This window comes from Paenibacillus sp. WG02 (assembly GCF_055396115.1).
In genome coordinates this window covers 4,066,155-4,089,553 of record NZ_AP036016.1, presented here as the reverse complement: position 1 = coordinate 4,089,553, position 23,399 = coordinate 4,066,155, and the positions used below count along the sequence as shown (strand labels likewise).

Genomic DNA, 23,399 nt, shown 5'->3' with positions numbered 1-23,399 from the left:
CATCGCTTGGTTGCGATAGCTTTTTAAGGGTGCGTGGCCCATTTACGTTAAAATGACTTATAATCCTTGGTATTTTAATAGAATATGATTTCCTGATGGATCGACTACTGTATTTTCGTTAACCGAATAGCCTAACAATGCTAGATTCTTTATCGCACTATCTCTAGTTATTTCATCTGTAAAAACGATCGTGTAAAATTTTAGGCCTACGCTGTTTCGAGATGGCGCTTGCACACCTTTACCGTTCCAAATGTTTAACCCGATATGATGATGGTAACCTCCACTCGAAATAAAAAGCGCTTGATTACTTATTTGATATACAACCTTAAACCCAAGTCCTTGGATATAAAACTCCGCAGCTTTCGCTAGGTCTGAGACATGTAAATGGATATGCCCCATAATGGTGTCAGACGACAATCCCGTGAACCTCTCTCCATTCGCTTCCGACAAAAGGCTGCGCAAATTAACCTGTTCGGTTGACATGGTGACTTGCTCTCCAATCCATTCCCAGTCTTCAGAAGGACGATCCACATAAATTTCTATCCCATTCCCGTCTGGGTCTGCCAAGTACAGCGCTTCACTCACGAGATGATCAGATATTCCTTGTAACGGGTATTTGATGTCAATGAAGTGCTGTATGACTTTGGCCAACTCTTTCCGGTTCGGTACTAGTATCGCGTAATGATATAGTCCTGAACGTCGTGGTTCTTTCGGCAAGACACCTGCTGGCTGCTCTAAGGTCACCAGTGCATCTTTTCCGTTTAGCGTTAGTGAAGCTGTGGAATCTGTGCGATCCAAGATTTGAAAACCTAATATCCCTTGGTAAAATGATAAAGACCTTTCAAGCTGTTCCACGATTAATTGTACATGACTTACAAATGTATTTGGCTGTTGATGAAACTTCATTTAAGTACCTCCCGATAGGTTTGTATGTTCGATCATATATGTATCCATGAACAACCCTGAAACCTTATTTGAAGTCTTTATTATCAAGCATAATTAACTGGGAGGTTGAGGACTTCGCGGTCTGTTTCGTATGTTGAACGAGATTAAAAATGTCTTTATACGCTTGTTTAGCCCCTTTAACCAATAAGGGCACACCTATAAAATCAATTTTTAACCATCGTGAAAGCATACCGCCGCAAGTCATCGCAAAAGGCACAGTCGGTGATGTATTGGATAAAATGATTTTTTCGTTAAGAACCTCTTCTTCCATTAGCATATCAATGAGATTAAATACACCCGGTACTAGAATTTTAGACCTTCCTCTGCCCATTGTGTATACTTTATTGTCATCTTCATCCTTGCCATGAAAGTAAAACTTCCCTCTGTCTTTATAAACTAACTTATTAAAGTTGTGTGTATTCAGTATTTCATTGGTTGTAGGCTCGTGAGTACCGTCCAACTTATTGAGATGATAAGCTGCAGCCAAAGCTGTTGTATGTGTTCCTCCGAAATCATTATAAATATAGATCATAGATCATACCCACCACCCAGAGAACGATATTGTAGAAAACTTCTTTACTTATTATCTCCTAAAATGAATAAAACAACCTTTTTCTCTTAGAGATATAGTCCTCAAAATACCCAGGTAAGCGTTCATCCTGCATAAGAGCCCACTAATCCGAGCATATTACAGTTTGTTGAATCTTTACAACAAGGGAGTATTCTTAACAATGACAACAAACAGTGGACATCAAGGTGCGCATGGGATCGGCCAAGAGATAGAACAGTTAAACAATCAGGCCCAAGCGGCAGAGCTTATGCAAGGAAAAAATAAGGTAGATCAAGAAATCATTGCAGCGGCTAATGAGCACAGTTCAGAATTAGAAGAAATCATTGAACGGGAAACAACGTAATTTGGAACTAGCAAAAGAAAAATACAGCGAAACCACGCACGGATGCGTGGTTTTTTTGTTGAATTCATCTAACAATATCATTAGCTAGGATCAGCAGCATAATCGGGGTCCGTATTTTTTGTTTCTTTGCCAAAAAACAATAAAACCAGTGCTCCGATGACAATCGCAACGAAGAATACCATAAAAATGGAGGTGATTGCTTTATGATTCGCCACCAGTAAACCTACAAGGTACGGACCAATAATACCGCCTATACGTCCGAAAGATGCGGCAAGCCCTACACCCGTAGATCGTACTTCAGTCGGGTACAATTCAGGTGTATAGGCATACATGGCTCCCCATGCGCCAAGATTAAAAAAAGATAAGCTAACACCGGCTGCTATCAACATCCCTACCGTATCCGCATTACTGAACCATAATGCGCTTGCTGCGGTCAGCAGCAGATAGGTGACGAGCACAAACTTACGTCCAAATTTCTCAATCAAATAAGCAGCGGTAAAGTAACCTGGAAGCTGTGCCAACGTCATAATCAATACATATTGAAAGCTTTTCACGAGACCAAAACCTTTAATAACCATGACAGTTGGAAGCCATAGAAACATACCGTAATAGGAAAATACCACTGTGAACCATAAAATCCAAAGTGTTAAGGTGGATCTTCGATATTTAGACGACCATACAGAAGCTACACGTTCGCGGAAAGACAATTTCCGGCTGCGAAGCTCCGTATATCGCGGTGAATCTTGAACTGATCGCCTGAGGTATAAAGCATAAAACCCCGGCAGTGCACCGATAACAAAGGCCACACGCCACCCGTAAGTAGGAATGATGAAGTAGGCAATAAGCGCCGCTGCTATCCAACCGCACGCCCAGAAGCTTTCTAGCAGCACAACAGCTCGTCCCCTTTCTCTCAGGGAAAACGACTCAGAAACAAGCGTTGACGCAACAGGAAGTTCCCCTCCAAGTCCTACCCCAGTAATGAAACGCAGGACACATAAGATAACAAAGCTAGTGGCAAGAGCAGAGAGTCCGCTTGCTGCGGAGAAAATAATAATCGTACCAAGCAAGACAAGCCGACGTCCGAAACGATCAGCAAGAGAGCCTGCTAATAAAGCCCCTACGGCCATGCCTATCGAATTAATGGCTGCCAACAAACCAATCTGCTGTGCGCCTAATTTCCACTCGACTGCTAATGCAGCAACAATAAAAGAGATAATCCCTACATCCATAGCGTCGAATAACCAGCTAATGCCTGTGCTGAAAAGCAACTTTCGTTTCGCCGGTTCGCGCAACAAATTCGTTTTATTCACATTCAAAACGCATTCTCCTAATCATCGCAATAGCTTACCTTATCCCTATTTTGTGTTACATAACCGAAAAACACTCCTTCTAAAATCCAATTCTCAGACTTCAAGTTGAAAAATCCATCATCGCATTAAATGTAATCATTCTAAACATAATATGGGTATCAACTACAGGAGGAAATCATGAAACATTCAAAAAAATTACTTACAGTATTAAGCTGTATTCTTGTTTTAGCTGGTTGTGGTAAAGGAAATGTCGCCCCTCAGAAAATTGGAGTCACCACGCAACAAGGCGGTATGGATAGCCGGCTATTGGATCCTACAATTACAAATCAAGACGTATTGCTTCAAAGAGGTGATGCTAACATTGAACTAGAAAAACGCGGCTATCGCGCACAAGATGTCGCTTCTTCCACGAATGGCTCAATCAAAATCCTCGGAGGATCACGTGAACTCGTTAAAGTTACACCCAACCCCTCCATCCAGCCAAAACAAGGTAACTATGCAGAGAATGTAATCTCACAAGCAGCTATGTACTATGGAACTCCATATGAATTCAGTTCGGATCGTTCGGACCCATCTACTTTTGACTGCTCCGACTTCACACGCTGGGTTTATCTTTCTTCGCTTGGGATGGAAATCCCAAAAGATTCAAGAAGTCAAGCGATCTATGTTCAAACTTTCTCCAATCGGACATACACATCTATCGATCAAGCCCAACGTGGAGATTTGCTCTTCTTCGTCAGTTATAAAGGGAATGATCCGAATAAATACGTCGGGGTGGATAAATCAATCGGAAGTATTACACACGTGGGTTTATCATTGGGGAATGGTAAAATCATCCACACGGCTTCAGCGGCCACAGGCGGCGTACGCATAGATGATGTTGCCAATAATCATCTAACCTATCGCTTTGTCTTAGGTGGTTCAGTACTAGACACCAAATAATTATTCGTGTAATCAATGAGGACTTCCACCAATAGGTGGAGGTCCGAACGAGAGGGCGTTATTCGATGAAATCCCTAATTTATTTTGGCATAAGTGACTGTAGGCAGCTTAAATTCCTATTGATTATTTATTTTGAATTAAACCGATCCCATTCCCTACTGGATCCACTAAATAGGCCAGATAAAAATCATCAAATTCCATTTTGCCTCTAACCACTTGTGCTCCCGATTCAACGGATTTAGTAAGTGCCACATCTATGTTGTCAACTTCGATTTGAATTCTTATTCCATGCGGAAAATCACTGGGTCCCTTAGAAATACCGCCATTTATGCCAGATTCATCATCATTTCCCGTAGTTACTGGATGATATCCCCAGTTAGGCTCTGCAATCTTCCAGCCAAAAACAGACGAATAAAAACTTGCTGCACGTTCCGGATCTTGACTATTCATTTCAAATAATACAACACGACCCAAATGACTCAACCTCCATAATTGGTATTTATGCCCAACTCCATAATACCGAATATTTGTTCCCATGTAAATGAAATTATTTCTAAAATGAACAAAAAAAACCGATCCTTGTTGACCAAGGAACGGCTTCTTTGGGGTGCTAATTATAAGTAATCTTCAAACCTAACTCCAAGGCACGGGCAAGCGCCCCTTCCGAAAATTTAGGTTTCTTATATCTTTCTTCAAACTCTTCTTTCGATAGCGGAGTCCAGATGAAATCTTTATTCTGATAGATCCACGTTTTGGTTCCCCAATCAACGTGAACCGTCCGGCTCGCAACCTTTTTAACGACGCCAATCTCGATAATAACACCGGTTTTACCGAATATTTTGGCACAGTATTTGTTAAGCATTTCGCTCACAACAACACCCCATTTCTATACGCCTGATCTTAGTGAATGAATGATACTTGAAGCTATTTCAATAGAAAGCTCGTCTGCTTGAAATTCATCACGAAAGGAATCACCCATTACCTTATTAATCGCTTTGCCCAATGATAGAACATCCAGATCATCTAGATGTCTAGTGATATAAATGGTTATCGTTCTCGTTTCACCATCATACTCATCATCCGGGCTACCCATCGCTAGAAGCTTTACGGGGTCCCATCTATCGATGTGGTGTTTCACGACCTCCATAATTGGTGTAGGATCATAAGGCAGGGATTCTAAATACCTGTTCTCTTTCATGATTTCCTTTTTAATCCTCCAAAGCATTACATTCATTTTCGTCTGATCAGATACTGCTCTAAATTTCAATAGAAAAGCCTCCTTTACAGGACGCTTTCTCGATCTTCTGTAACAATCTTTTCAGATCGTTCAATTATCGCCCCATTGAAGTTTAGCATTTTCCCAGTACCTTGAGCAATACATTCCATCGGGTGCTCTGCGAGATGAACTGGAACGCCTATGTCTTGCTGTAGTCTTTTATCTAACCCTTCCAGCAATGCGCCGCCCCCACATAACAGAATGCCCTGCTCCATCACATCTCCAGCTAGTTCGGGCGGACACTTCTCCATGGCGAGTCGTATGCATTCCAGAATCGATTTCAGAAAATCATCCATAATCTCGTAAATCTCCAGTGATGAAATCGATATCGTTCTAGGCAAGCCCTGCATAAGGTCACGCCCTCTTATATCCATCTTCACGTCTTTCACAGGCTTGACAACGGCAGCGACGTTCTTCTTGATTTCCTCCGCAGTCCGTTCTCCAATGGCCATATTATAAGTTTTCTTCACATATTCAATGATATCCTGATCGATCGACATGCCTCCACGGCGAACCGACTCACTTACGACAATACCACCTAGAGAAATGATAGCTACTTGGCTTGTCCCTCCGCCGATATCAAGGACCATACTACCAATTGGTTCTGCAACAGGCAACCCAGCGCCCATAGCTGCAGCGAGCGGCTCCTCGATCGTGATAGATCTCCTTGCTCCTTTATGTACAATCATTTCCTCGACAGCACGCTTTTGCACATTCGTAATTCCACAAGGCACGGAAATCAATACTTGGAAGCTGCGAAACCATTGATAACCTCTTTTTATTTTGCCTATAAAATATTTCAGCATCGCTAAGGTCATATCGAAATTCGCTATAACCCCATCCTTTAAAGGATAGATGACCTCCACATTAGCTGGAGTTCTCCCTATCATATCATAGGCTTCCTTGCCAAAAGCTTTAATCTCCCCGGTATCCGTTTGAATGGCGACGACAGATGGCTCTGACAATACAATCCCTTTTTTTTGTTGATAAATAAGTGTGTTACAGGTGCCAAGGTCTACTCCAAACAGTTCTTCCAATCTCTTTAACATGACTCGCTCCTTCTCGCTGTTCAATAGACAATGCCCATAGTAGCGCGTATATTAGTTGATTTGACTTAACTGCATCTTCATACTTGTTCGCATAAACTAGCCATTTTTAGAGGGTAATAAAAAAAATGCTGCCCACCCTTATCGGTGAACAGCACTCTTAAGTATGATTTATTTAGTTCGCAACTGCAGGTTCTGCTACTGCTTTATAAGCTGAGGAAACATATGTTACGGCTTTCGCTTCCGTTATTACCTCAGCATACATCGTGTCCGGTTTTGGATCTTGCAGCGTATACGAAATCACCGCTTGACCGTTTTGATCAAATCGAACATTTTGAATGGCAATACTGTAACCTGAATTCGGTTTTTGACCTCTTGATAAGGTAACCTTGTTCACATCGTCCGTTACTTTCTCCACAGTTACGGTTACATCTTCAATAGGCGCTGGTTTATGGATATGTGTGTCTAAAACGCGAATCGCATTGTATACCCAATCTGCGGCTTGGCCACGAGTAAGTTCGGCTTTAGGATTAAACATGCCATCCTTGTCAAGCTCGGCAATTTTGTAAAGCAGCAATCGCTGTAAAGCCCCTTGAAATTCGGGAGTAATCTGTGCCTCATCTTTGATCGGTATAAACATTTTCACCAGCGGGAAATTGCCCTTCTTTTCCAAAGCACGTACGAGCATTTCCCCAAATTGTTCACGAGTAATTGTTGCGTTCGGGTTTACATCCTTAGGAATGTTCATGCCGTTGTAGTGCGCAATAATGAATGCATCCGCATACCAAGCATCATTCGGGATGTTGGTATAAATATCAGAAGCTAATGGCTGTTTAAAAAAACGCAAAGTATCCATGTTTAAATTCATGCCTTTAACGATCATTTGCACGGTTTGTGCATAACTAATCTTTCCTTTTGGAACGAAATGATCCTTATCAATACCGCTCACGATTCCGCGTTCTTGCAGTGCAGAGATTGCTGCAGCTTGTCCGTCCTCTACATCCGAAAAAGCAAAGGCACTGCTAAAAGTCAAACTGCTTACTAAAGCTGTTGCTAAAGTTAAAGCTGCTATCTTTTTCATAGTTAATTCTCTCCTTTTAGTTGATTATCTTATTACACACTCTTAACGAATCGTAGGTGAAAAATGTTTCAGTAAGTTTAAAAAAATAAAAACCGAGGGATTTCCCGGCTTAACCACGTATAAATGAAGTTCTTATATTTCTGCTGATATGGATTTGTTCTCCATTATTTTCGAACGACAATTGAATTTAAATATTTCACATAAATAAACATTCATTTTACATCCACATAACTCATAAATAATAACTTTTTGTTAAACTAAAAAGACTTACGTTCCTATCCAAAAACTTTAGTTAGAAAGGAACTACACGATGACCCATAAACACACTTTCGAAGCTGCTATTAAACATGAGTCTTCTTTACGTTATTGGGAAATTTTGAAATCAACGGCACGTTATGTGCTTTCCCGCACGATTATAAGACAATGGCGCACAGACCGAATTGTGCTGCCTGGTTCATCTCGTATTCTTTATGTCGATCCAACCGAAAACCGCGGAAGAATTCTGTATATGACGGGTGGAATGACACAACCAAGGCTGAATTTGTTTTGGAAAACGGCGGTTGCCACTTTCCGACCCACCTTGATCGTAGACGTAGGCGTAAATTATGGCGAATGCCTCTTTTCCGTGACCTATCCCAAAAACAGCAAAGTCATTGGAATTGAAGCCAATCCTCATTTGCAGCCGTTTATTGAGCGTTCCAAGAAAATACATCCTAACCGCAAAAAAATTAACACCGTTTATGCTATGGCTTCTAACGAAGATAGCGATAAGCAATCTTTCTTCATTAATAAATACTGGTCTGGCCTTTCAACCGCAGCTCTTGGCAAGGAGGGCGTATCGAAGGCATACCAACAACACGACATTCCCAGCATTACACTTGACTCTTTGCTTAGCCAGTATCCGTTGGATAAAGAAAAGCTATTATTCAAAATCGATGTGGAAGGTCATGAAGAGAAGGTCATCCAAGGGATGCTGCATTCCATTAAAAATTGTCCTAATATACTTGGATTTATTGAATTTGACAGTAAATATTTAGCCAAAAGTGATACGGATGCCCATGCATTTTTAACTTTTTTACAACAGCATTTCAACCTTTATGTTTACTTAAATCATCAGGAACTGTACCACTTCGAACAAATATCTTTGGAAAAACTGCAACTGTTATTCAAAAAGAAACATGTTCATACGGATATCATCTTGGCCTCGCCGGGTGTGACGATTCCAGAGATTTATTCGCAGATTATACAAATGGATTAATTGAGTTTACATATTCAGCAAAGCATTCTTTAGAGCAAGCCTAGGGTATCCTTCCGCTAGCTTTAAAATAACAGAAGCATTCAGCTTTACATTAAGACCAACAATATTCAGCTCGTCAGTAGGAAGATATTTTTCAATCCAATGTTGTGTCATGAAAATTTGCTCATTTAAAGATCCCACGATGCTTCTATTGTGAGTTTTCGTGTAAATAACCTTGTCCATGTTTGATAAAAACAAATTAACCTCTTGATCTGTGAATTGATCTGCTTTTAAGACAATCTCTAAATTTTTCAAAAACAAATGTTGAAAGTCTTTAACATGTTCTTTCCTGACCCCATAAAGAACTACTTGGTATCTTGTTAAATCGTTCATTATCATTACACATTTCTTTCTGCCCACCTTAAACAAATGAGCATGCCAACTATTCAGAGGTCTATAACCCACTTCCGGAATTGGCGATACTGGAAAATTACTTAAATCAAATAACTTCTTTGTGCATGCAATAATAGACATTGATAATCACAACTTTCTTGTCGTAGATGCTTGGCATGAAGCCAAGGTAAATATTGATTGCTACTGCATAGATGCTACCATAAAAAAGATACCAATTACGATTGCCCAAAGGGTGGAAAATGAATTTATTGTATAAGCTATCCATTTCTTTCTTTTTAATTGATTATACATAGAAGTAAGGACTGGATACCAAACAATCATCTTGGTTAGAAGTAAGACGGATAACAGCATTAGTTCATTTTTCAACCAGAAATGAGTTATAAAGATAAAGATCAATCCTGTTATTCCACCAAATAAATAGAGGAATGCGCCAATGAATCCTTTTAAATAGGGGTTTATATCAATAAAGATAGCACATATAGTTGGAGTAAGTATCATGATTACATATTGGTAAATTAGATAGCTAATAAATCTTGTGTTATTCATCTATCTTCCCACCTTACTTACTAATTCAATCCTCACGTTTCCCATTTAACCATTTGTTCAAAATTTCTTTGCCAGTTGCAAGCTCAATCGTCTTAATAAAAAACCATGTAAACCCAGAGTAGAAACCTATAAGTGGGTAACGAAAAGATGCTGGCTTATTTCCCTCGAAATAGAAATGTCCTATCCACGATAATAGGTAATGTAATACGGCCAGTATCAGCGTTACTTTTAGATCATAAAACAAAAATATCCAAGCCAAAAAAGCCGACAAAAAAGCAAAATAGTGCAGGATTCGATTGGTCTTATTCAGATGCTCTTTAAGATAATAATCTAAGTCGCGTTGAACTCGAGCTATGAACTTCTTTCGTCTCATCTCAATTTTACCTCATTTATCAGTGTCCAACTCTTTCTTCTTATCATTCCCATTGTCTAAGTAGGCCTCAAGCTCCTCTTCAATTTCCTCATTCGTCATTTGAAAATCGTTACGATCTACGATGCCTAATCGTTCTTTGATTCGCTGTATATCTTCATACATTTTTTTGTTTCTTTGATGTGTACTTAAAACAAGTCCAAATATAACGGCTAGTAAAACAATTCCACCATATGGCCCAAGATAAATAGAAATCAGTATTGCAAAAATAATGGCTGTAATAATTCCAATAATCGTCATTCGTTTATTCCTTTCGTGGTTGATCAATTTTGTCAACAAACTTCCTTTGGTTTAATTCAATAAATCCCAAAATATCCCTGCACTACCCACCATTATTTTCAAAAATAATCTTAAAGTCAAATCAAAATGGACAGTCCCATGTGAAGTGACTGTCCACTGGTATCCTTTTTATCAACCATGATACGAATAAAACCCCTGACCAGATTTGCGCCCCAAACGCCCTGCTTTCACATACTTACGCAGAAGTGGACATGGACGATATTTCGAATCTTTAAAGCCATCATATAGGACTTCCATGATAGATAGGCAGGTATCCAAACCAATGAAATCCGCCAACTCCAGCGGTCCCATGGGATGCTTCATGCCGAGCTTCATCACTGTATCGACCGATTCAACAGAAGCAACGCCTTCATAAACGGTAAAAATAGCTTCGTTAATCATCGGCATCAAGATTCGATTCGACACAAACCCAGGAAAGTCTTTCACTTCTACAGGGGTCTTCCCCAATCTTTCGCTCAGTTTATAAACTACTTCGAACACTTCCTGTGAAGTTTCCAACCCACGGATGACTTCAACTAAAGGCATAACCGGTACTGGGTTCATGAAATGCATGCCAATTACCTTGGCCGGACGCTGGGTGACCGCGGCAATTTCGGTAATAGGGAGCGATGACGTATTCGATGCCAAGATGGTCTGTGGTGTACAAATAGCATCTAACTTTTGGAATAGGGACGTTTTCAACCCCATATTCTCGGAAATGGCTTCTATCACAAGATCTACCTGTTCCGCATGTTCTAATTGCTCCGCAGGTTGTATTCGACTTCGAATTTCAGATTTCCTTACTTCTGTAAGACCTCCTTTTTCAACAGCTCTAGATAGTTGTTTGTCTATCGCGGTTAATCCTTTGTCAATAACCGCCATGGAAATATCATGCAATAGCACCTTCAAGCCCGAAGCAGCAGCAACTTGGACATACCGCTCCCCATTTGCCCAGCACCTACAACCATGATAGTTTGTAAATTCATCTATTCACCCCCAACACAAGCTTATGGATCTACATGTAAAAGAATCGCATCTCCTTGCGCGGCACCGCTGCATATCGCGGCTATGCCATAGCCTCCGCCATTTCTCCGCAGTTCATGGATCAAAGTGAGGATGATTCGCGCCCCGCTGGCGCCAATGGGGTGACCTAGAGCTATCGCTCCGCCATTTACGTTGACTCGCTCCGGATTCCAGCCAAGTAATCTGCCACTGGTCAGCATAACGGCCGCAAAGGCCTCATTCACTTCGAACCTGTCGATTTGCTCCAACGACAAACTCGTTTGACGCAACAGCTTCTGAATCGCCAGAGCCGGTGTGACCGCGATATATGGTGCTCTTTCACCTACAGCAGCGTGACCAACAATCCTAGCCATAGGCTTTATCCCCTGTGAAACAGCCTTTTCTTTGGACATGACCACCATAGCTGCAGCGCCATCATTTACGCCTGGAGCGTTACCCGCTGTTATCGTGCCATCCTTTGTGAACAAAGAAGGCAATGCGGCAAGCTTTTCAAGACTTGTATCTGCTCTAGGGACTTCGTCTTGACTAACCGCAATCGTTCCACCCTTACTCTCGATAGCTACAGGGACGATTTCCTCCGCAAAATATCCCTTATTCATCGCTTCAACAGCTCGAATATGACTGCGAAGTGCCCATTCATCTTGTGCTTTACGGCTAATTCCAAACTCTCCGGCTACCGTACTGCCATGTACGATCATATGCACATTGTGAAATGAACACCATAAACCGTCATGAATCATAAGATCCACGAGGCTTTGATCACCCATTCTTGCTCCCCACCGTGCGCTTGGAACTGCAAATGGTGCGTTGCTCATGCTCTCCATCCCACCGGTTACGATAATATCCGCATCCCCTGAACGTATGATTTGATCCGCCAATGTCACACTTCTCAGTCCGGATGCACACACTTTGTTAATGGTCTCCGTCGTCACGTTCCAATCCAGACCAGCCCATCGAGCAGCCTGTCGAGAGGGAATTTGCCCCGCTCCTCCCTGCAGCACCATCCCCATAAGCACTTCGTCAATGGTTGCCGGATCAATCGAAGATCGGAGGATTGCTTCTTTGATTGCTGTTCCACCGAGAGTGACTGCCTGGACTTCTTTCAAGGCACCACCCAACTTGCCAAATGGCGTTCGGGCACCTCCTACAATGACACTTTCCCTCATGGATTCGTCCCCCATCGTTCTCAATAAATGATCGTTTCTTCCTTATATTGTTCCAAATAATACTTAACCCGCTGCATGAAACGACTGCCAATCATCCCATCCACCATGCGGTGATCATAGGAAAGACACAGATTCGCGATAGATCGGATCGCAATCATTTCCTGAATAACTACGGGCTTACGTACGATAGACTCAAAAGTCAGCATAGCCGCCTGCGTTTTATTAATGATTGGACAAGAAAGCAAGGATCCTGCCGAGCCTGTGTTACTAAATGTAAATGAACCCTCAACGAAATCGGAAGGCAGCAAGGAACCATTTCTCGCCTTATTGGCCAAATCATGCAGTTCAATCGCGATTCCTGCTATGGATTTACGATCCGCATGATAGATCACAGGTGTTACAACGGTATCGTCGGTATTAGCAACCGCTATCGATAGGTTGATATCTTTTTTGACATGAATGCTGCCCGAATCCCAGCTCGAGTTCAGCATGGGGAACTCTTTCAAGGCATTCACGATCGGTTTCAAGACGAATGGGCTAAGCGATAACGGGATACCCTCTCTACGCATAAAGTCTTCTTTCAACTTTTGCCGCAAGACGACGAGGTTACTGACATCCACTTCGATCATCATCCAAGCATGGGGATTTTCAGAGCTGCTCTGCATACCCAGCCTCCTTCAGATTTCCGCTAATTGGCGCATGGCATCTTTGACGGTGTCGACATTCGGCAGGTAAAACTTCTCTAAGGTTGGCGCCATGCCAACGGAGGGAATATCGGGAGGGCAGCATCTCATGATGGGTGCATCCAATTCGTACAACAGGTGTTCCGCAATTAAAGCCGAAATTTCAGCACCAATGCCGCCTGTTTTATTATCTTCGTGTACGATCAATATTTTTCCGGTTTTGGCTGCCGCCTCATAAATAGCAGGCTTATCGAGCGGATGAAGCGTCCGCAAATCCAATATCTCTGTACTAATTCCTTCTTGCTCCAACTCAAAAGCCGCTTTAATGGCATAATGCACCGACAATCCATAGGCAATCACTGTGATATCCTTACCCTCACGCCTTATGGCTGCCTTGCCGATCGGAACTGTGTAATCTTCTTCAGGGACATCATCGGATATCGATAGATAACACTTCTTATGTTCGAAAAAAAGGACAGGATCCTCGTCCCGCACTGCCGCCTTCAGTAAACCTTTGGCATCATAGGCTGTAGACGGCGCAACAATCTTGAGTCCCGGAGTGCCAAAAAAGACCGATTCCGGACACTGGGAGTGATACAATCCGCCTCCGCCTGTAGCGCCGTAAGGTGCGCGAATGACGATTGGACAATGCCAGTCATTATTCGAGCGATAACGAATTTTCGCTGCCTCACTTATGATTTGATTTGTCGCCGGGAAAATAAAATCGGCAAATTGAATTTCAGCGATCGGCCTCATCCCCACCATAGCTGCTCCAATCGCAACACCCACAATGGCAGATTCAGAGAGCGGCGTGTCGAGGACTCTCAGTTCACCGAACCGATCGCGCATGCCTTTCGTCGCATTAAGTACGCCGCCCTTCCCAATATCCTCTCCGAGCACAAAAACATGCTCATCGCGTTCCATTTCTTCAATCATCCCACGACGAATGGCCTCCAAATACGTTAAGATTGGCATTTAAGTATCACCCCTATCTTCCGCATAAACATGCCTTAATACATCTTCTGGATCCGGATAAGGGGCTTTTTCAGCATATTTCGTTGCTTCGTTCACTTCTTTCGTGACACTCTCATTCAGCATTTGTTCGATCTCTTCAGACATAACGCCGCATTCGATCAAATAACGCCGAAACCGCTGCAAGCCGTCCTGCTCCTTATGGTATTCTACCTCTTCCTTCGTCCGGTACAGCATATCATCATCCGCGGTGGAATGCGGCGGGATCCGATAAAGCATCGCCTCGATCAACGTTGGCCCATATCCGCGGACGGCACGCTCCCTCGCTTCTTTGACCGCGCGATACACCTCCAGCGTGTCATTGCCGTCAACCCGTTGACCTGGGAAGCCGTAGCCTGCGGCACGATCGACAACGCGCCCGGCCACCTGTCTATGCGCAGGGATAGAAATGGCATACTGGTTATTTTCGCATAAGAAGATAACGGGCAGCTTGAATACACCGGCAAAATTGAACGCTTCGTGGACATCCCCTTGATTGCTAGCCCCTTCGCCAAAGCTGACGAAAGCGACATGGTCTTCCTTTTTCATCATGGCCGTCAATGCAATGCCGACAGCATGCAAGGCTTGCGTGGCAACCGGACTTGATCCCGAAACAATATGATGCTTTTTATAGCCAAAATGCCCTGGCATTTGCCTGCCTCCGTTAACGTCCTCCGCTTTAAATAAGGCTGCCAGCATGAGTTCACGCACGGTCATACCCACCGTTAAGACAAAGGCATAATCCCTGTAATAAGGCAGAAAATAGTCATGCTGCTTATTTAATGCGAATGCCGCTGCTGCCTGGGTCGCTTCTTGACCGATACTTGAGATATGAAAGGCCGTTTTGCCTGACCGTTGAAGAAGGGTTGCTCGCTCGTCAAACTTCCTCGCTTTGAGCATGAAGGTATACATCTGCAGTACCTGTTCATCGGTTAAACCGAGCTGTTGATGCTTGTTAACTTGCTGAGAAGACATAGGAACTCCTCCTCTCTCTGCTGCTACATATTTCTGCGATACTGCCCGCCTACCTGATACAGCGCATGGGTAATTTGCCCCAAGCTTGCTACCTTGACCGTTTCCATCAATTCGGCGAAAATGTTGCCTCCATCCAGCGCAATTTGCTGCAGCTTTGCCAAAACTTTGGGTGATTCGGTTTGATTCCTCGAAAGGAACTCCCTGAGATTCATAATTTGCTGCTCTTTTTCTTGCGTCGTTGCCCGAGCTAACGGGATATTCATGTCCGTATTCTTGGAAGGGTTGGGATGAAGGAATGTATTCACGCCAATTATTGGAAGCTCACCATGATGTTTTTTCATTTCATACAGCATCGATTCATTCTGGATTTTACCCCTTTGATACTGAGACTCCATGGCTCCGAGCACACCGCCCCTTTCGCTAATTCGTTCTAACTCCTGGAGCACAGCCTCCTCAACCAAATCAGTTAATTCCTCAATAATGAAAGAACCCTGCAGCATGTTCTCGTTTTTAACAAATCCAAGCTCCTTTGTAATGATCAATTGAATCGCCATTGCTCGGCGCACAGATTCCTCCGTTGGTGTCGTTATCGCCTCGTCATACGAATTCGTATGCAGCGAATTGCAATTATCAAGAAGCGCCATTAGTGCTTGCAGCGTGGTTCGGATATCATTAAAATCAATTTCCTGCGCATGCAGAGATCGCCCCGACGTTTGGATATGATATTTGAGCTTTTGACTTCGTTCATTCGCGTTGTATTTGTTCTTCATAACCGTTGCCCAAATTCGGCGCGCCACTCGTCCAATCACCGTATATTCCGGATCTAGCCCATTGCTGAAAAAGAAAGACAGATTCGGTGCAAAGTCATCAATCGGCATGCCTCTAGCCAAATAATACTCAACATAGGTAAATCCGTTAGCCAGTGTAAAAGCGAGCTGTGAGATCGGGTTCGCCCCTGCCTCGGCAATGTGATAGCCCGAAATAGAAACCGAGTAATAATTACGGACCTCATGATCGATAAAATATTGCTGAATATCGCCCATCATCCGCAGTGCGAACTCCGTAGAAAAAATACACGTATTCTGACCCTGATCCTCCTTCAAAATGTCAGCCTGTACGGTCCCCCTCACCGACTTCAGCGTCTGCCTGCGAATCTGGTTCGCCTCATCATCGTATGGCAGCCTGCCATTTTCCTGGGAAAAGTGTTCAATCTGGAAATCGATCGCCGTGTTCATGTACATCGCGAGAAGAATCGGTGCAGGTCCGTTGATCGTCATTGAAACCGAAGTCAAAGGATCACATAGATCGAACCCGGCATACAGCTTTTTCATATCGTCTAATGAACAGACACTAACCCCGCTCTCACCGATTTTCCCATAAATGTCCTGCCGTTCATCAGGATCCTCCCCATACAGAGTGACGGAGTCGAAAGCGGTGCTGAGACGCTTGGCTTGATCATTCTGCGATAAATAATGAAATCGTAGATTCGTGCGTTCCGGCGTCCCTTCGCCTGCAAACTGGCGTTTGGGGTCCTCCGCTGTTCGTTTGAAAGGAAATACACCTGCTGTAAAGGGAAACTCACCCGGAACATGTTCACGGTACATCCAACGAATGAGGTCACCGGCATCGCGATATTTGGGCAGGCTCACCTTCGGAATGTCCAACCCTGACAAGCTTGAAGTTGTTAGCTCAGTCAAATATTCTTTATCCCTTATTCGGGTAGTGAATGTTTTGCCTGTGTATTTTCTTTGCAACTCCGGCCACTTAGCGAGTAGCTGACGAGTTTCTTTATGCATGCGGTTCTCGACATTCATCTTAAGTGTTTGCAGGACAGAGATACTTTCGTCTGCTCCGAGCTCTTGCTGTAAAGCTGATATCGCCCCTTCAATTCTGTAGCAGGTAGTGGCTAGCTCGACTTCCCTTTCTGCAAATGAGTGATACGCCCGAACCGTATTCGCAATTTCTCCTAAATACTGTGTACGGTCAGCCGGTATTATGATATGAGTCTTAGCCGCATATGCAGCCGAAGAGCTCTGAATAGTCCACTGTAAAGCACATTTACGATTCAAGGTCTCGATGAGCGCACGGAATAACATATCCACGCCAGCATCGTTAAATTGACTAGCCATCGTTCCATAGACGGGCATGGTTTCAAAATTTTTATCAAATAAACCGTGATTTCGCTGAACTTGCTTCTTCACATCTCGAAGTGCATCCGCTGAGCCTCTGCGGTCGAATTTATTAATCGCGATCAGGTCTGCGTAATCAAGCATATCAATCTTCTCTAATTGCGAAGGCGCACCAAATTCGCTTGTCATCACATATAGCGACACATCGGCTACTTCGGTGATTTGATGATCGCCTTGACCAATTCCGCTGGTCTCCACCAAAACAAGATCAAAGCCGGCTGCCTTCAAGACGGCAATGGCAGGAATAATAGCAACCGACAGCTCATTGCCCGAGCCCCGAGTTGCCATACTTCGCATATAGACGCGGTCGTTATGAACAGCATTCATGCGAATCCGATCCCCGAGCAAAGCGCCGCCGCTTCGCTGCTTGGTTGGATCGACCGATAGGATGGCAATCGTTTTATCCGGGTACTGGCGCAGGAAACGTTGGACAATTTCATCGGTTAGGGAGCTTTTCCCCGCTCCGCCTGTGCCTGTGATGCCTACAACTGGACATATGGCCCCACTGGGAGGCATGTTATTTAATGTCTCTATCTCCGTTATTGATTCCCTGCATTCGCAAGCTAATTCGGCAGCAGTAATGAAGCGGGCTATTGACCTATGATCCTTGATTTGCCCTACCTCGCTTATTTCATCAAATTCTTTACCTTGAACATAGCCGTAAACCTTACAAAAATCACACTCCTTCATCATGAAGTTAATCATCCCTTGCAAGCCAAGCTCTCTTCCATCATCAGGCGAAAATAGGCGAGTAACGCCGTAATCATGAAGCATTTTGATTTCCGAAGGAAGGATCACTCCTCCACCGCCACCGAAGACTTTGATCTCGGATGCCCCATTTTCCCGCAATAAATCAATCATATAAGTAAAGTACTCGACGTGCCCGCCTTGATAGGATGAAACGGCAATTCCCTGAACGTCCTCCTGAATAGCTGCTTGCACAATCTCGCTAACGGATCGGTTATGCCCTAAATGAATGACCTCCGCTCCACTGGCTTGAAGAATTCGCCGCATAATCGTTATGGACACATCGTGGCCGTCAAATAAAGCCGAAACCGTCACGAATCTCACCTTATGCTTCGCACGATAATTGGTTTCCGAACCCACTGTTGACACGGCTGTACCTCCCTTCCTCAATCTGCCAGAAGGCTTCGAGAAATAACCACTCGTTGGATTTCGTTCGTCCCTCCATAGATTTGCGTGATCTTGGCATCCCTCATATAACGTTCAACAGGGAAGGCTTTCGTATAGCCATATCCCCCGAATATTTGAACAGCTTCTACCGTCACCTCCATGGCCGTGTCTCCAGCAAAAAGCTTGGCATAAGCAGATTCCTTGCCATAGGGTAACCCTTGACTTTCGCGCCAAGCCGCTTGATACGTCAGCCATCTTGCACCTTCAATTTTGGTTGCCATATTCGCAAGCTTAAAGCCAATCGCCTGCTGCTGAGCAATTGGCTTTCCAAACTGCTTGCGTTCTTTGGCATAAGCCAACGAAACATCCAGTGCTCCTTGCGCGATTCCCACAGCCTGAGCCGCTATTCCAATTCTAGCTCCGTCAAGCGCACGCATGGCGATTTTCAACCCTTCTCCTTCATTTCCGAGGAGGTTTTCCATAGGTATGCGGCAGTTGTCAAAGAGGATCCCCGTCATCGGTGATGAACGAATGCCCAATTTTCTTTCCTTTTTGCCAAACGTAAACCCGGGTGTATCTTTCTCTACGATAAATGCGCTGCAGCCTTTATGCTTTTGCGAGGGGTCTGTCAAAGCCAACACGATATAAATGTCTGCAGCGCCTGCATTGGTAATGAATTTTTGAGATCCGTTCAAAACAAAGGAATCCCCATCTCGTATGGCTGTTGTTTCCATGGTACCGATATCGGAGCCTGAGCCGACTTCTGTTAGACCAAATGTACCAAGCTTCTTCCCTTCAGCCATTGGACGTAGAAATCTTATCTTCTGCTCCTCCGTCCCAAAAGTAAACATAGGCCAGCCGGCAAGTGAAATATGTGCTGACAACGTAATTCCGGTAGAAGCACACACACGAGACAGTTCCTCGATAACAAGACAATAGGTCACATAATCGGAACCAAGCCCGCCATAGTCTTCAGTCCAAGGAATACCCGTTAGACCAAGCTCCCCCATTTTGTCAAATAAGGTCCGATCGAATCGTTCATCTTCATCTCGAAGGGCAGCACTCGGTGCCACCTCGTTTTCGGCGAAATCACGGACCATCCGGCGAACCATTTCCAGTTCCTCTGACAAGCCAAAGTCCATAGCCATAACGACCTCCTCTTGATGACTTCTGTGTACGCAAAGACCCCACCGATAACAGCAGATCAGTGAGGATGGTTCAAAGGCCGCTACTCATTTTCATTCAAAAACGTTTTAGCAATTTTTTCATCCAATGCTTCATAATCGTAATAGCGAATCGTTTCATACAGCTCACTTCGGGTTTGCATTTGGCTGAGAGAGCGCTTTTGAGTTCCTGTTTGACGGATTTCCTCAAATACTCTTTCATAGGCCTTGGCAGCTACGCGAAGCGAAGTGACCGGGTAAATGACCATGTGAAATCCCCAGCTTTCAAATTGCTCCGTCGTATAGTAAGGAGTTCGCCCGAATTCCGTCATATTAGCTAAAAGTGGGGCCCTCACTTCTTGGCTGAAGTGTTGAAAGTCCTTTTGACTCTCCAACGCTTCTGGAAAAATCGCATCCGCTCCAGCTGCGAGATATTGCTTTGCTCGATGAATCGCTTCATCCATGCCCTCGACACTTTTGGCGTCCGTACGCGCAACAATAAATAACGTAGGACTCACGGCTTTGATCGTTCGAATTTTTTGAACCATTTCCTCAGCCGAAATGAGCTTCTTGCCATTCAAATGGCCGCATTTCTTTGGCATATCCTGATCCTCTATCTGAACGGCTGCGACTTTCGCCTCCACCATTTCCTTAGCTGTTCGTGCTGCGTTTAAAATACCGCCGAATCCGGTGTCTATATCGACTAGTAAAGGAAGACCGGATGCCCGAACCAGCTCTCGGGCACGTTCCGCCACCTCATTCGAGTAAATGAGACCCAAATCAGGCAGTCCCCTGCTAGCTGTGTAAGCAGCTCCAGATAAATATATGGCTTTAAATTGAGCCTGTTTGGCTATTCTCGCCGCCATCCCGTCGTGGGTTCCTGGGATTTTGACAATCGGACCTGAATGAACAAGCTGACGAAATTCAGCAGCCAATCGTTGTTGATCCGGTTCTTCTTCAATCAGCCATGACATAAAGACCTCCTGCCTCTCGCTGATTTTATTGACCAATGGTCATATAATGAAAAGCGCCATAAACTCATGAACAGGTGTTTGAATCAACCGCTCATAGTCTAAGGATAACTTCAAAATCTCCGTTGTTTTTTTACGTGGAAAACGAGTTAATAAATTGGCTTCATATTTCTCAATCACCTTCGGCAAACCTTCCTCACGCCGTCTGCAATGCCCGATCGGATACTCACAAATGACTTTCTCCGTTTTCGTGCTGTCATTGAAATGAACTTGAACCGCGTTTGCGATCGAACGCTTGTCAGGATCCAAGTAGTCTTTGCTGTACTGCTCATCCTCAACAACGACCATTTTCTCCCTAAGCGCATCGATCCGAGGATCCTTAGCGACCATTTCTTCGTAATGCTCAGCGGTCAATGTACCAAACAGCAGCCCGATCGCAACCATGTATTGCAGGCAGTGATCCCGATCAGCAGGATTGTGCAACGGTCCCTTCTTATCGATAATCCGAATCGCAGATTGATGGGTAGTCAATGTGATGCGAGCAATTTCATCCAGTCGCTTGTGTACCTTAGGATACAGCTGCAAAGCGCATTCGACGGCGGTTTGAGCATGGAATTCAGCGGGAAATGATATTTTAAATAAAATATTTTCCATCACATAGGAGCCTAGTGAACGACCTAATGTGAGTTCTTTTCCTTGAAACAACACATCTTGGAAGCCCCAGTTTTTCGCAGAAAGCGCCGACGAATAACCCATTTCCCCGTCAACAGCCATCAAAGCTAACCGTACTCCGCGACTAGTCGCATCACCGGCTGCCCATGATTTACGGGAACCTGTATTTGGAGCGTGTCGATACGTTCTTAAGCTAGCCCCGTCAATCCATGCGTTGGAAAGCGCGCTGCACAGCTCTTCTCTGTTTGCCCCCAACATTGACGCAGCAACGGCTGTCGAAGCTATTTTCACAAAATGAACATGGTCCAGCCCTACACGGTTTAAACTGTTCTCAAGAGCAAGCACTCCCTGAATCTCATGCGCTTTAATGGACATGGTGAGGACATCCTTCATATAGAGCGGCTTTTTCCCCTCAAGCTGCTCGGCTGCGGCTAACATAATCAGCAACGGCAAGAATACTGCCTAGATTATCCGATGGATGCCCCCACTCGGCCGCCAGCCATGTATCGTTATAATCCAGCCAACGAATCATACAGCCAATATTGAATGCCGCATGGACAGGGTCTAGCTCGTATCTTGTCCCCGGCACACGGGCTCCGCCCGGTAAACTGGCACCTGGTACAATCGGACCCAAATGCTTCGTACAATCCGGAAATCGCAAGGCGAGTAATCCGGTGCCAAGTGAATCCAATAAGACATGCTGGGCGATATGATAAGCTTCCTCACTTTCAAGCCCTTCTGCCAATGTATAATCGGCAATTTCCTCGATTAAGGGGTCAAAGGTCATCTCCTTATTTTCCAGATATTCGGAACTGCTCATTCGCATTCGTCCTTTCTGCTTAAGCGACTCTGCTGCTCCGAAGGGTGAAGATCCCGGGGGCCAGTATAAAGAACTCGAGGCCGGAAGAGTCGATTATTATCATGTTGTTCAATTACATGCGCACTAATGCCGATTGTACGGGCAGCCAAAAATACCGGTGTAAACAAATCAATTGGAATTCCAAGCAAATAGTAAACAGGAGCTGCATAATAATCCAAATTCGGATGCAAATTCTTTTCTCGCTTCATGACTTCTTCCCCAAGGACACACATGTTGTAGAGTTCTGGTTGATTTTTGTCTATTGCGAGTTCAGCTAGTGCCTCTTTCATCAGCAGTGCACGGGGATCTGCTTTTTTCATATAAACCCTATGTCCAAAGCCCATAATTCGTTCTTTCTTTGCTAATTTATGTAACATGAGTGCTTCAAGATTGGCTTCCGACCCCGCTTCCAAAAGCATTGCCATGACCGCTTCATTCGCGCCACCATGCAAAGTTCCTTTGAGTGAAGCAACCGCGCCAGTTAAGGCACCGTAAAGATCGGATTGTGTGGATGCAATTACACGCGCAGCAAACGTTGAGTTTGGCATTTCATGCTCACTATAGACAATTAGGGATTGGTCAAAGATGGCTTCTTCCATCTTGGTAGGAACACGTCCTGTGATCATATATAAGAAATTTGCTGTATAGGATAGCTCTTTCCGTGAGTCTATGAATGGTTGCTTTGTTTGTGCACGATACCCGTTGGCTACGATTTCCGGCACTTTCGCGAGCAATCGAATGGCTTTGCGTGTATTAGCTTCTCTGGAGCGATCCTCCAGATCGACATCGTAACTTGCTATAGCTGAAATGCCTGTTCGCAGAACATCCATGAAGTCGGCTTGCTCAGGGAGCAATTGTAGAATCGCGTTCACATTATCAGGTAATCCATATTCCGTTCTCAACTTCTCTTCGATCGAATGCCGTTCATCTGGATTAGGCAGCGCTCCGTTAAGAAGCAGGCCTACAATGTCCAGATAGGTTACGTGTTGGGCAAGCTCAATAAGGTCATACCCGCGAACAACAATTTCCTCCTTCTCCACATCCAGATACGAGATGTTCGTCTCGCTAGCAATGACATTTTCAAGTCCAGGCACATAGTAGTCACTCATCTCATCGCTCTCCCTTCCTCCATT

Annotated in this window: 23 protein-coding genes and 2 pseudogenes; 3 read left to right on the top strand and 22 right to left on the bottom strand. The window is 44.2% G+C overall.

The window, feature by feature from the left end:
• Positions 1 to 57: 57 nt before the first annotated feature.
• On the bottom strand, positions 58 to 906 hold the full coding sequence (locus ACBP55_RS18295; protein WP_464653084.1) for a VOC family protein: 849 nt from the start codon (positions 904 to 906) through the stop codon (positions 58 to 60).
• 64 nt (positions 907 to 970) lie between these two features.
• A complete protein-coding gene (locus ACBP55_RS18290) occupies positions 971 to 1,477 on the bottom strand; it encodes a DUF3189 family protein (RefSeq protein ID WP_464653083.1) in 507 nt (168 codons plus the stop codon).
• 199 nt (positions 1,478 to 1,676) lie between these two features.
• On the opposite strand from ACBP55_RS18290, the gene ACBP55_RS18285 reads away from it, so the two are divergent.
• Positions 1,677 to 1,859, top strand: a complete 183-nt coding sequence (locus ACBP55_RS18285) for a hypothetical protein (RefSeq protein WP_029194957.1) — start codon at positions 1,677 to 1,679, stop codon at positions 1,857 to 1,859.
• Positions 1,860 to 1,939: 80 nt separating this feature from the next.
• Here ACBP55_RS18285 and ACBP55_RS18280 read toward each other — a convergent pair whose 3' ends face one another.
• Entirely contained in the window at positions 1,940 to 3,169 is a 1,230-nt protein-coding gene (locus ACBP55_RS18280; RefSeq protein ID WP_464653343.1) for an MFS transporter, read from the bottom strand.
• Positions 3,170 to 3,346: 177 nt separating this feature from the next.
• Here ACBP55_RS18280 and ACBP55_RS18275 point away from each other — a divergent pair, with 177 nt between their 5' ends.
• On the top strand, positions 3,347 to 4,111 hold the full coding sequence (locus ACBP55_RS18275) for a C40 family peptidase (protein ID WP_464653082.1): 765 nt from the start codon (positions 3,347 to 3,349) through the stop codon (positions 4,109 to 4,111).
• 123 nt (positions 4,112 to 4,234) lie between these two features.
• On the opposite strand, the gene ACBP55_RS18270 is transcribed toward ACBP55_RS18275, so the two are convergent.
• From ACBP55_RS18270 to ACBP55_RS18250, 5 genes are all read right to left on the bottom strand, one after another.
• Positions 4,235 to 4,585: a VOC family protein gene (locus ACBP55_RS18270; RefSeq protein ID WP_464653081.1), complete on the bottom strand. Its 351-nt coding sequence runs from the start codon at positions 4,583 to 4,585 to the stop codon at positions 4,235 to 4,237.
• 136 nt (positions 4,586 to 4,721) lie between these two features.
• Positions 4,722 to 4,982 carry a hypothetical protein gene (locus tag ACBP55_RS18265; RefSeq protein WP_029194962.1) on the bottom strand — a complete coding sequence of 87 codons (261 nt, stop codon included), beginning with the start codon at positions 4,980 to 4,982 and terminating at the stop codon, positions 4,722 to 4,724.
• A gap of 15 nt (positions 4,983 to 4,997) precedes the next feature.
• Positions 4,998 to 5,378, bottom strand: a complete 381-nt coding sequence (locus tag ACBP55_RS18260) for a hypothetical protein (protein ID WP_464653080.1) — start codon at positions 5,376 to 5,378, stop codon at positions 4,998 to 5,000.
• 14 nt (positions 5,379 to 5,392) lie between these two features.
• A complete protein-coding gene (gene mreB / locus ACBP55_RS18255) occupies positions 5,393 to 6,436 on the bottom strand; it encodes a rod shape-determining protein MreB (RefSeq protein ID WP_464653079.1) in 1,044 nt (347 codons plus the stop codon).
• A gap of 172 nt (positions 6,437 to 6,608) precedes the next feature.
• The gene (locus ACBP55_RS18250; RefSeq protein ID WP_464653078.1) at positions 6,609 to 7,514 is read right to left on the bottom strand and encodes an S-layer homology domain-containing protein; all 906 of its coding nucleotides are present in this window, start codon (positions 7,512 to 7,514) and stop codon (positions 6,609 to 6,611) included.
• 310 nt (positions 7,515 to 7,824) lie between these two features.
• Here ACBP55_RS18250 and ACBP55_RS18245 point away from each other — a divergent pair, with 310 nt between their 5' ends.
• Entirely contained in the window at positions 7,825 to 8,772 is a 948-nt protein-coding gene (locus ACBP55_RS18245) for an FkbM family methyltransferase (protein ID WP_464653077.1), read from the top strand.
• Positions 8,773 to 8,778: 6 nt separating this feature from the next.
• Here ACBP55_RS18245 and ACBP55_RS18240 read toward each other — a convergent pair whose 3' ends face one another.
• The 14 genes and pseudogenes from ACBP55_RS18240 to mmgD all read right to left on the bottom strand — a co-directional run bounded on the left by ACBP55_RS18240 (position 8,779) and on the right by mmgD (position 23,375).
• Entirely contained in the window at positions 8,779 to 9,285 is a 507-nt protein-coding gene (locus tag ACBP55_RS18240) for a DUF6933 domain-containing protein (RefSeq protein WP_464653076.1), read from the bottom strand.
• 60 nt (positions 9,286 to 9,345) lie between these two features.
• Entirely contained in the window at positions 9,346 to 9,711 is a 366-nt protein-coding gene (locus tag ACBP55_RS18235) for a hypothetical protein (protein ID WP_464653075.1), read from the bottom strand.
• Between the two features lie 25 nt (positions 9,712 to 9,736).
• Positions 9,737 to 10,084, bottom strand: coding sequence for a DUF962 domain-containing protein (locus ACBP55_RS18230; RefSeq protein WP_464653074.1), 348 nt, complete (start codon positions 10,082 to 10,084; stop codon positions 9,737 to 9,739).
• A gap of 12 nt (positions 10,085 to 10,096) precedes the next feature.
• Entirely contained in the window at positions 10,097 to 10,381 is a 285-nt protein-coding gene (locus ACBP55_RS18225) for a hypothetical protein (RefSeq protein WP_464653073.1), read from the bottom strand.
• A 171-nt stretch (positions 10,382 to 10,552) separates the two neighbouring features.
• Positions 10,553 to 11,406 (bottom strand): annotated as a pseudogene (locus ACBP55_RS18220) (3-hydroxybutyryl-CoA dehydrogenase).
• 21 nt (positions 11,407 to 11,427) lie between these two features.
• On the bottom strand, positions 11,428 to 12,609 hold the full coding sequence (locus ACBP55_RS18215) for an acetyl-CoA C-acetyltransferase (RefSeq protein WP_464653072.1): 1,182 nt from the start codon (positions 12,607 to 12,609) through the stop codon (positions 11,428 to 11,430).
• A gap of 20 nt (positions 12,610 to 12,629) precedes the next feature.
• Positions 12,630 to 13,274: a 2-oxo acid dehydrogenase subunit E2 gene (locus tag ACBP55_RS18210; RefSeq protein ID WP_464653071.1), complete on the bottom strand. Its 645-nt coding sequence runs from the start codon at positions 13,272 to 13,274 to the stop codon at positions 12,630 to 12,632.
• Between the two features lie 12 nt (positions 13,275 to 13,286).
• The gene (locus ACBP55_RS18205) at positions 13,287 to 14,267 is read right to left on the bottom strand and encodes an alpha-ketoacid dehydrogenase subunit beta (protein ID WP_464653070.1); all 981 of its coding nucleotides are present in this window, start codon (positions 14,265 to 14,267) and stop codon (positions 13,287 to 13,289) included.
• Positions 14,268 to 15,278, bottom strand: coding sequence for a thiamine pyrophosphate-dependent dehydrogenase E1 component subunit alpha (locus tag ACBP55_RS18200; protein ID WP_464653069.1), 1,011 nt, complete (start codon positions 15,276 to 15,278; stop codon positions 14,268 to 14,270). It lies immediately after the preceding gene.
• A 23-nt stretch (positions 15,279 to 15,301) separates the two neighbouring features.
• On the bottom strand, positions 15,302 to 18,574 hold the full coding sequence (icmF, locus tag ACBP55_RS18195) for a fused isobutyryl-CoA mutase/GTPase IcmF (protein WP_464653342.1): 3,273 nt from the start codon (positions 18,572 to 18,574) through the stop codon (positions 15,302 to 15,304).
• Between the two features lie 26 nt (positions 18,575 to 18,600).
• A complete protein-coding gene (locus ACBP55_RS18190; RefSeq protein WP_464653341.1) occupies positions 18,601 to 19,743 on the bottom strand; it encodes an acyl-CoA dehydrogenase in 1,143 nt (380 codons plus the stop codon).
• 86 nt (positions 19,744 to 19,829) lie between these two features.
• Complete coding sequence (gene prpB, locus ACBP55_RS18185; RefSeq protein WP_464653068.1) at positions 19,830 to 20,738, bottom strand: methylisocitrate lyase; 909 nt, start codon at positions 20,736 to 20,738, stop codon at positions 19,830 to 19,832.
• Positions 20,739 to 20,777: 39 nt separating this feature from the next.
• Positions 20,778 to 22,194, bottom strand: a pseudogene (locus ACBP55_RS18180) (bifunctional 2-methylcitrate dehydratase/aconitate hydratase).
• A 29-nt stretch (positions 22,195 to 22,223) separates the two neighbouring features.
• Positions 22,224 to 23,375 (bottom strand): citrate synthase, encoded by a 1,152-nt coding sequence (gene mmgD, locus ACBP55_RS18175; RefSeq protein WP_464653067.1) that lies wholly within the window; start codon positions 23,373 to 23,375, stop codon positions 22,224 to 22,226.
• Between the last annotated feature and the right edge of the window lie 24 nt (positions 23,376 to 23,399).

Coding starts and splice junctions, on each gene's coding strand:
- mreB (WP_464653079.1), bottom strand. CDS start 6,436: ATGTTAAAGAGATTGGAAGAACTGTTTGGAGTAGACCTTGGCACCTGT.
- ACBP55_RS18200 (WP_464653069.1), bottom strand. CDS start 15,278: ATGTCTTCTCAGCAAGTTAACAAGCATCAACAGCTCGGTTTAACCGAT.
- prpB (WP_464653068.1), bottom strand. CDS start 20,738: ATGTCATGGCTGATTGAAGAAGAACCGGATCAACAACGATTGGCTGCT.
- ACBP55_RS18240 (WP_464653076.1), bottom strand. CDS start 9,285: ATGTCTATTATTGCATGCACAAAGAAGTTATTTGATTTAAGTAATTTT.
- ACBP55_RS18230 (WP_464653074.1), bottom strand. CDS start 10,084: ATGAGACGAAAGAAGTTCATAGCTCGAGTTCAACGCGACTTAGATTAT.
- ACBP55_RS18210 (WP_464653071.1), bottom strand. CDS start 13,274: ATGCAGAGCAGCTCTGAAAATCCCCATGCTTGGATGATGATCGAAGTG.
- ACBP55_RS18235 (WP_464653075.1), bottom strand. CDS start 9,711: ATGAATAACACAAGATTTATTAGCTATCTAATTTACCAATATGTAATC.
- ACBP55_RS18290 (WP_464653083.1), bottom strand. CDS start 1,477: ATGATCTATATTTATAATGATTTCGGAGGAACACATACAACAGCTTTG.
- ACBP55_RS18295 (WP_464653084.1), bottom strand. CDS start 906: ATGAAGTTTCATCAACAGCCAAATACATTTGTAAGTCATGTACAATTA.
- ACBP55_RS18245 (WP_464653077.1), top strand. CDS start 7,825: ATGACCCATAAACACACTTTCGAAGCTGCTATTAAACATGAGTCTTCT.
- ACBP55_RS18285 (WP_029194957.1), top strand. CDS start 1,677: ATGACAACAAACAGTGGACATCAAGGTGCGCATGGGATCGGCCAAGAG.
- ACBP55_RS18190 (WP_464653341.1), bottom strand. CDS start 19,743: ATGGACTTTGGCTTGTCAGAGGAACTGGAAATGGTTCGCCGGATGGTC.
- ACBP55_RS18225 (WP_464653073.1), bottom strand. CDS start 10,381: ATGACGATTATTGGAATTATTACAGCCATTATTTTTGCAATACTGATT.
- ACBP55_RS18215 (WP_464653072.1), bottom strand. CDS start 12,609: ATGAGGGAAAGTGTCATTGTAGGAGGTGCCCGAACGCCATTTGGCAAG.
- mmgD (WP_464653067.1), bottom strand. CDS start 23,375: ATGAGTGACTACTATGTGCCTGGACTTGAAAATGTCATTGCTAGCGAG.
- ACBP55_RS18205 (WP_464653070.1), bottom strand. CDS start 14,267: ATGCCAATCTTAACGTATTTGGAGGCCATTCGTCGTGGGATGATTGAA.
- ACBP55_RS18275 (WP_464653082.1), top strand. CDS start 3,347: ATGAAACATTCAAAAAAATTACTTACAGTATTAAGCTGTATTCTTGTT.
- ACBP55_RS18250 (WP_464653078.1), bottom strand. CDS start 7,514: ATGAAAAAGATAGCAGCTTTAACTTTAGCAACAGCTTTAGTAAGCAGT.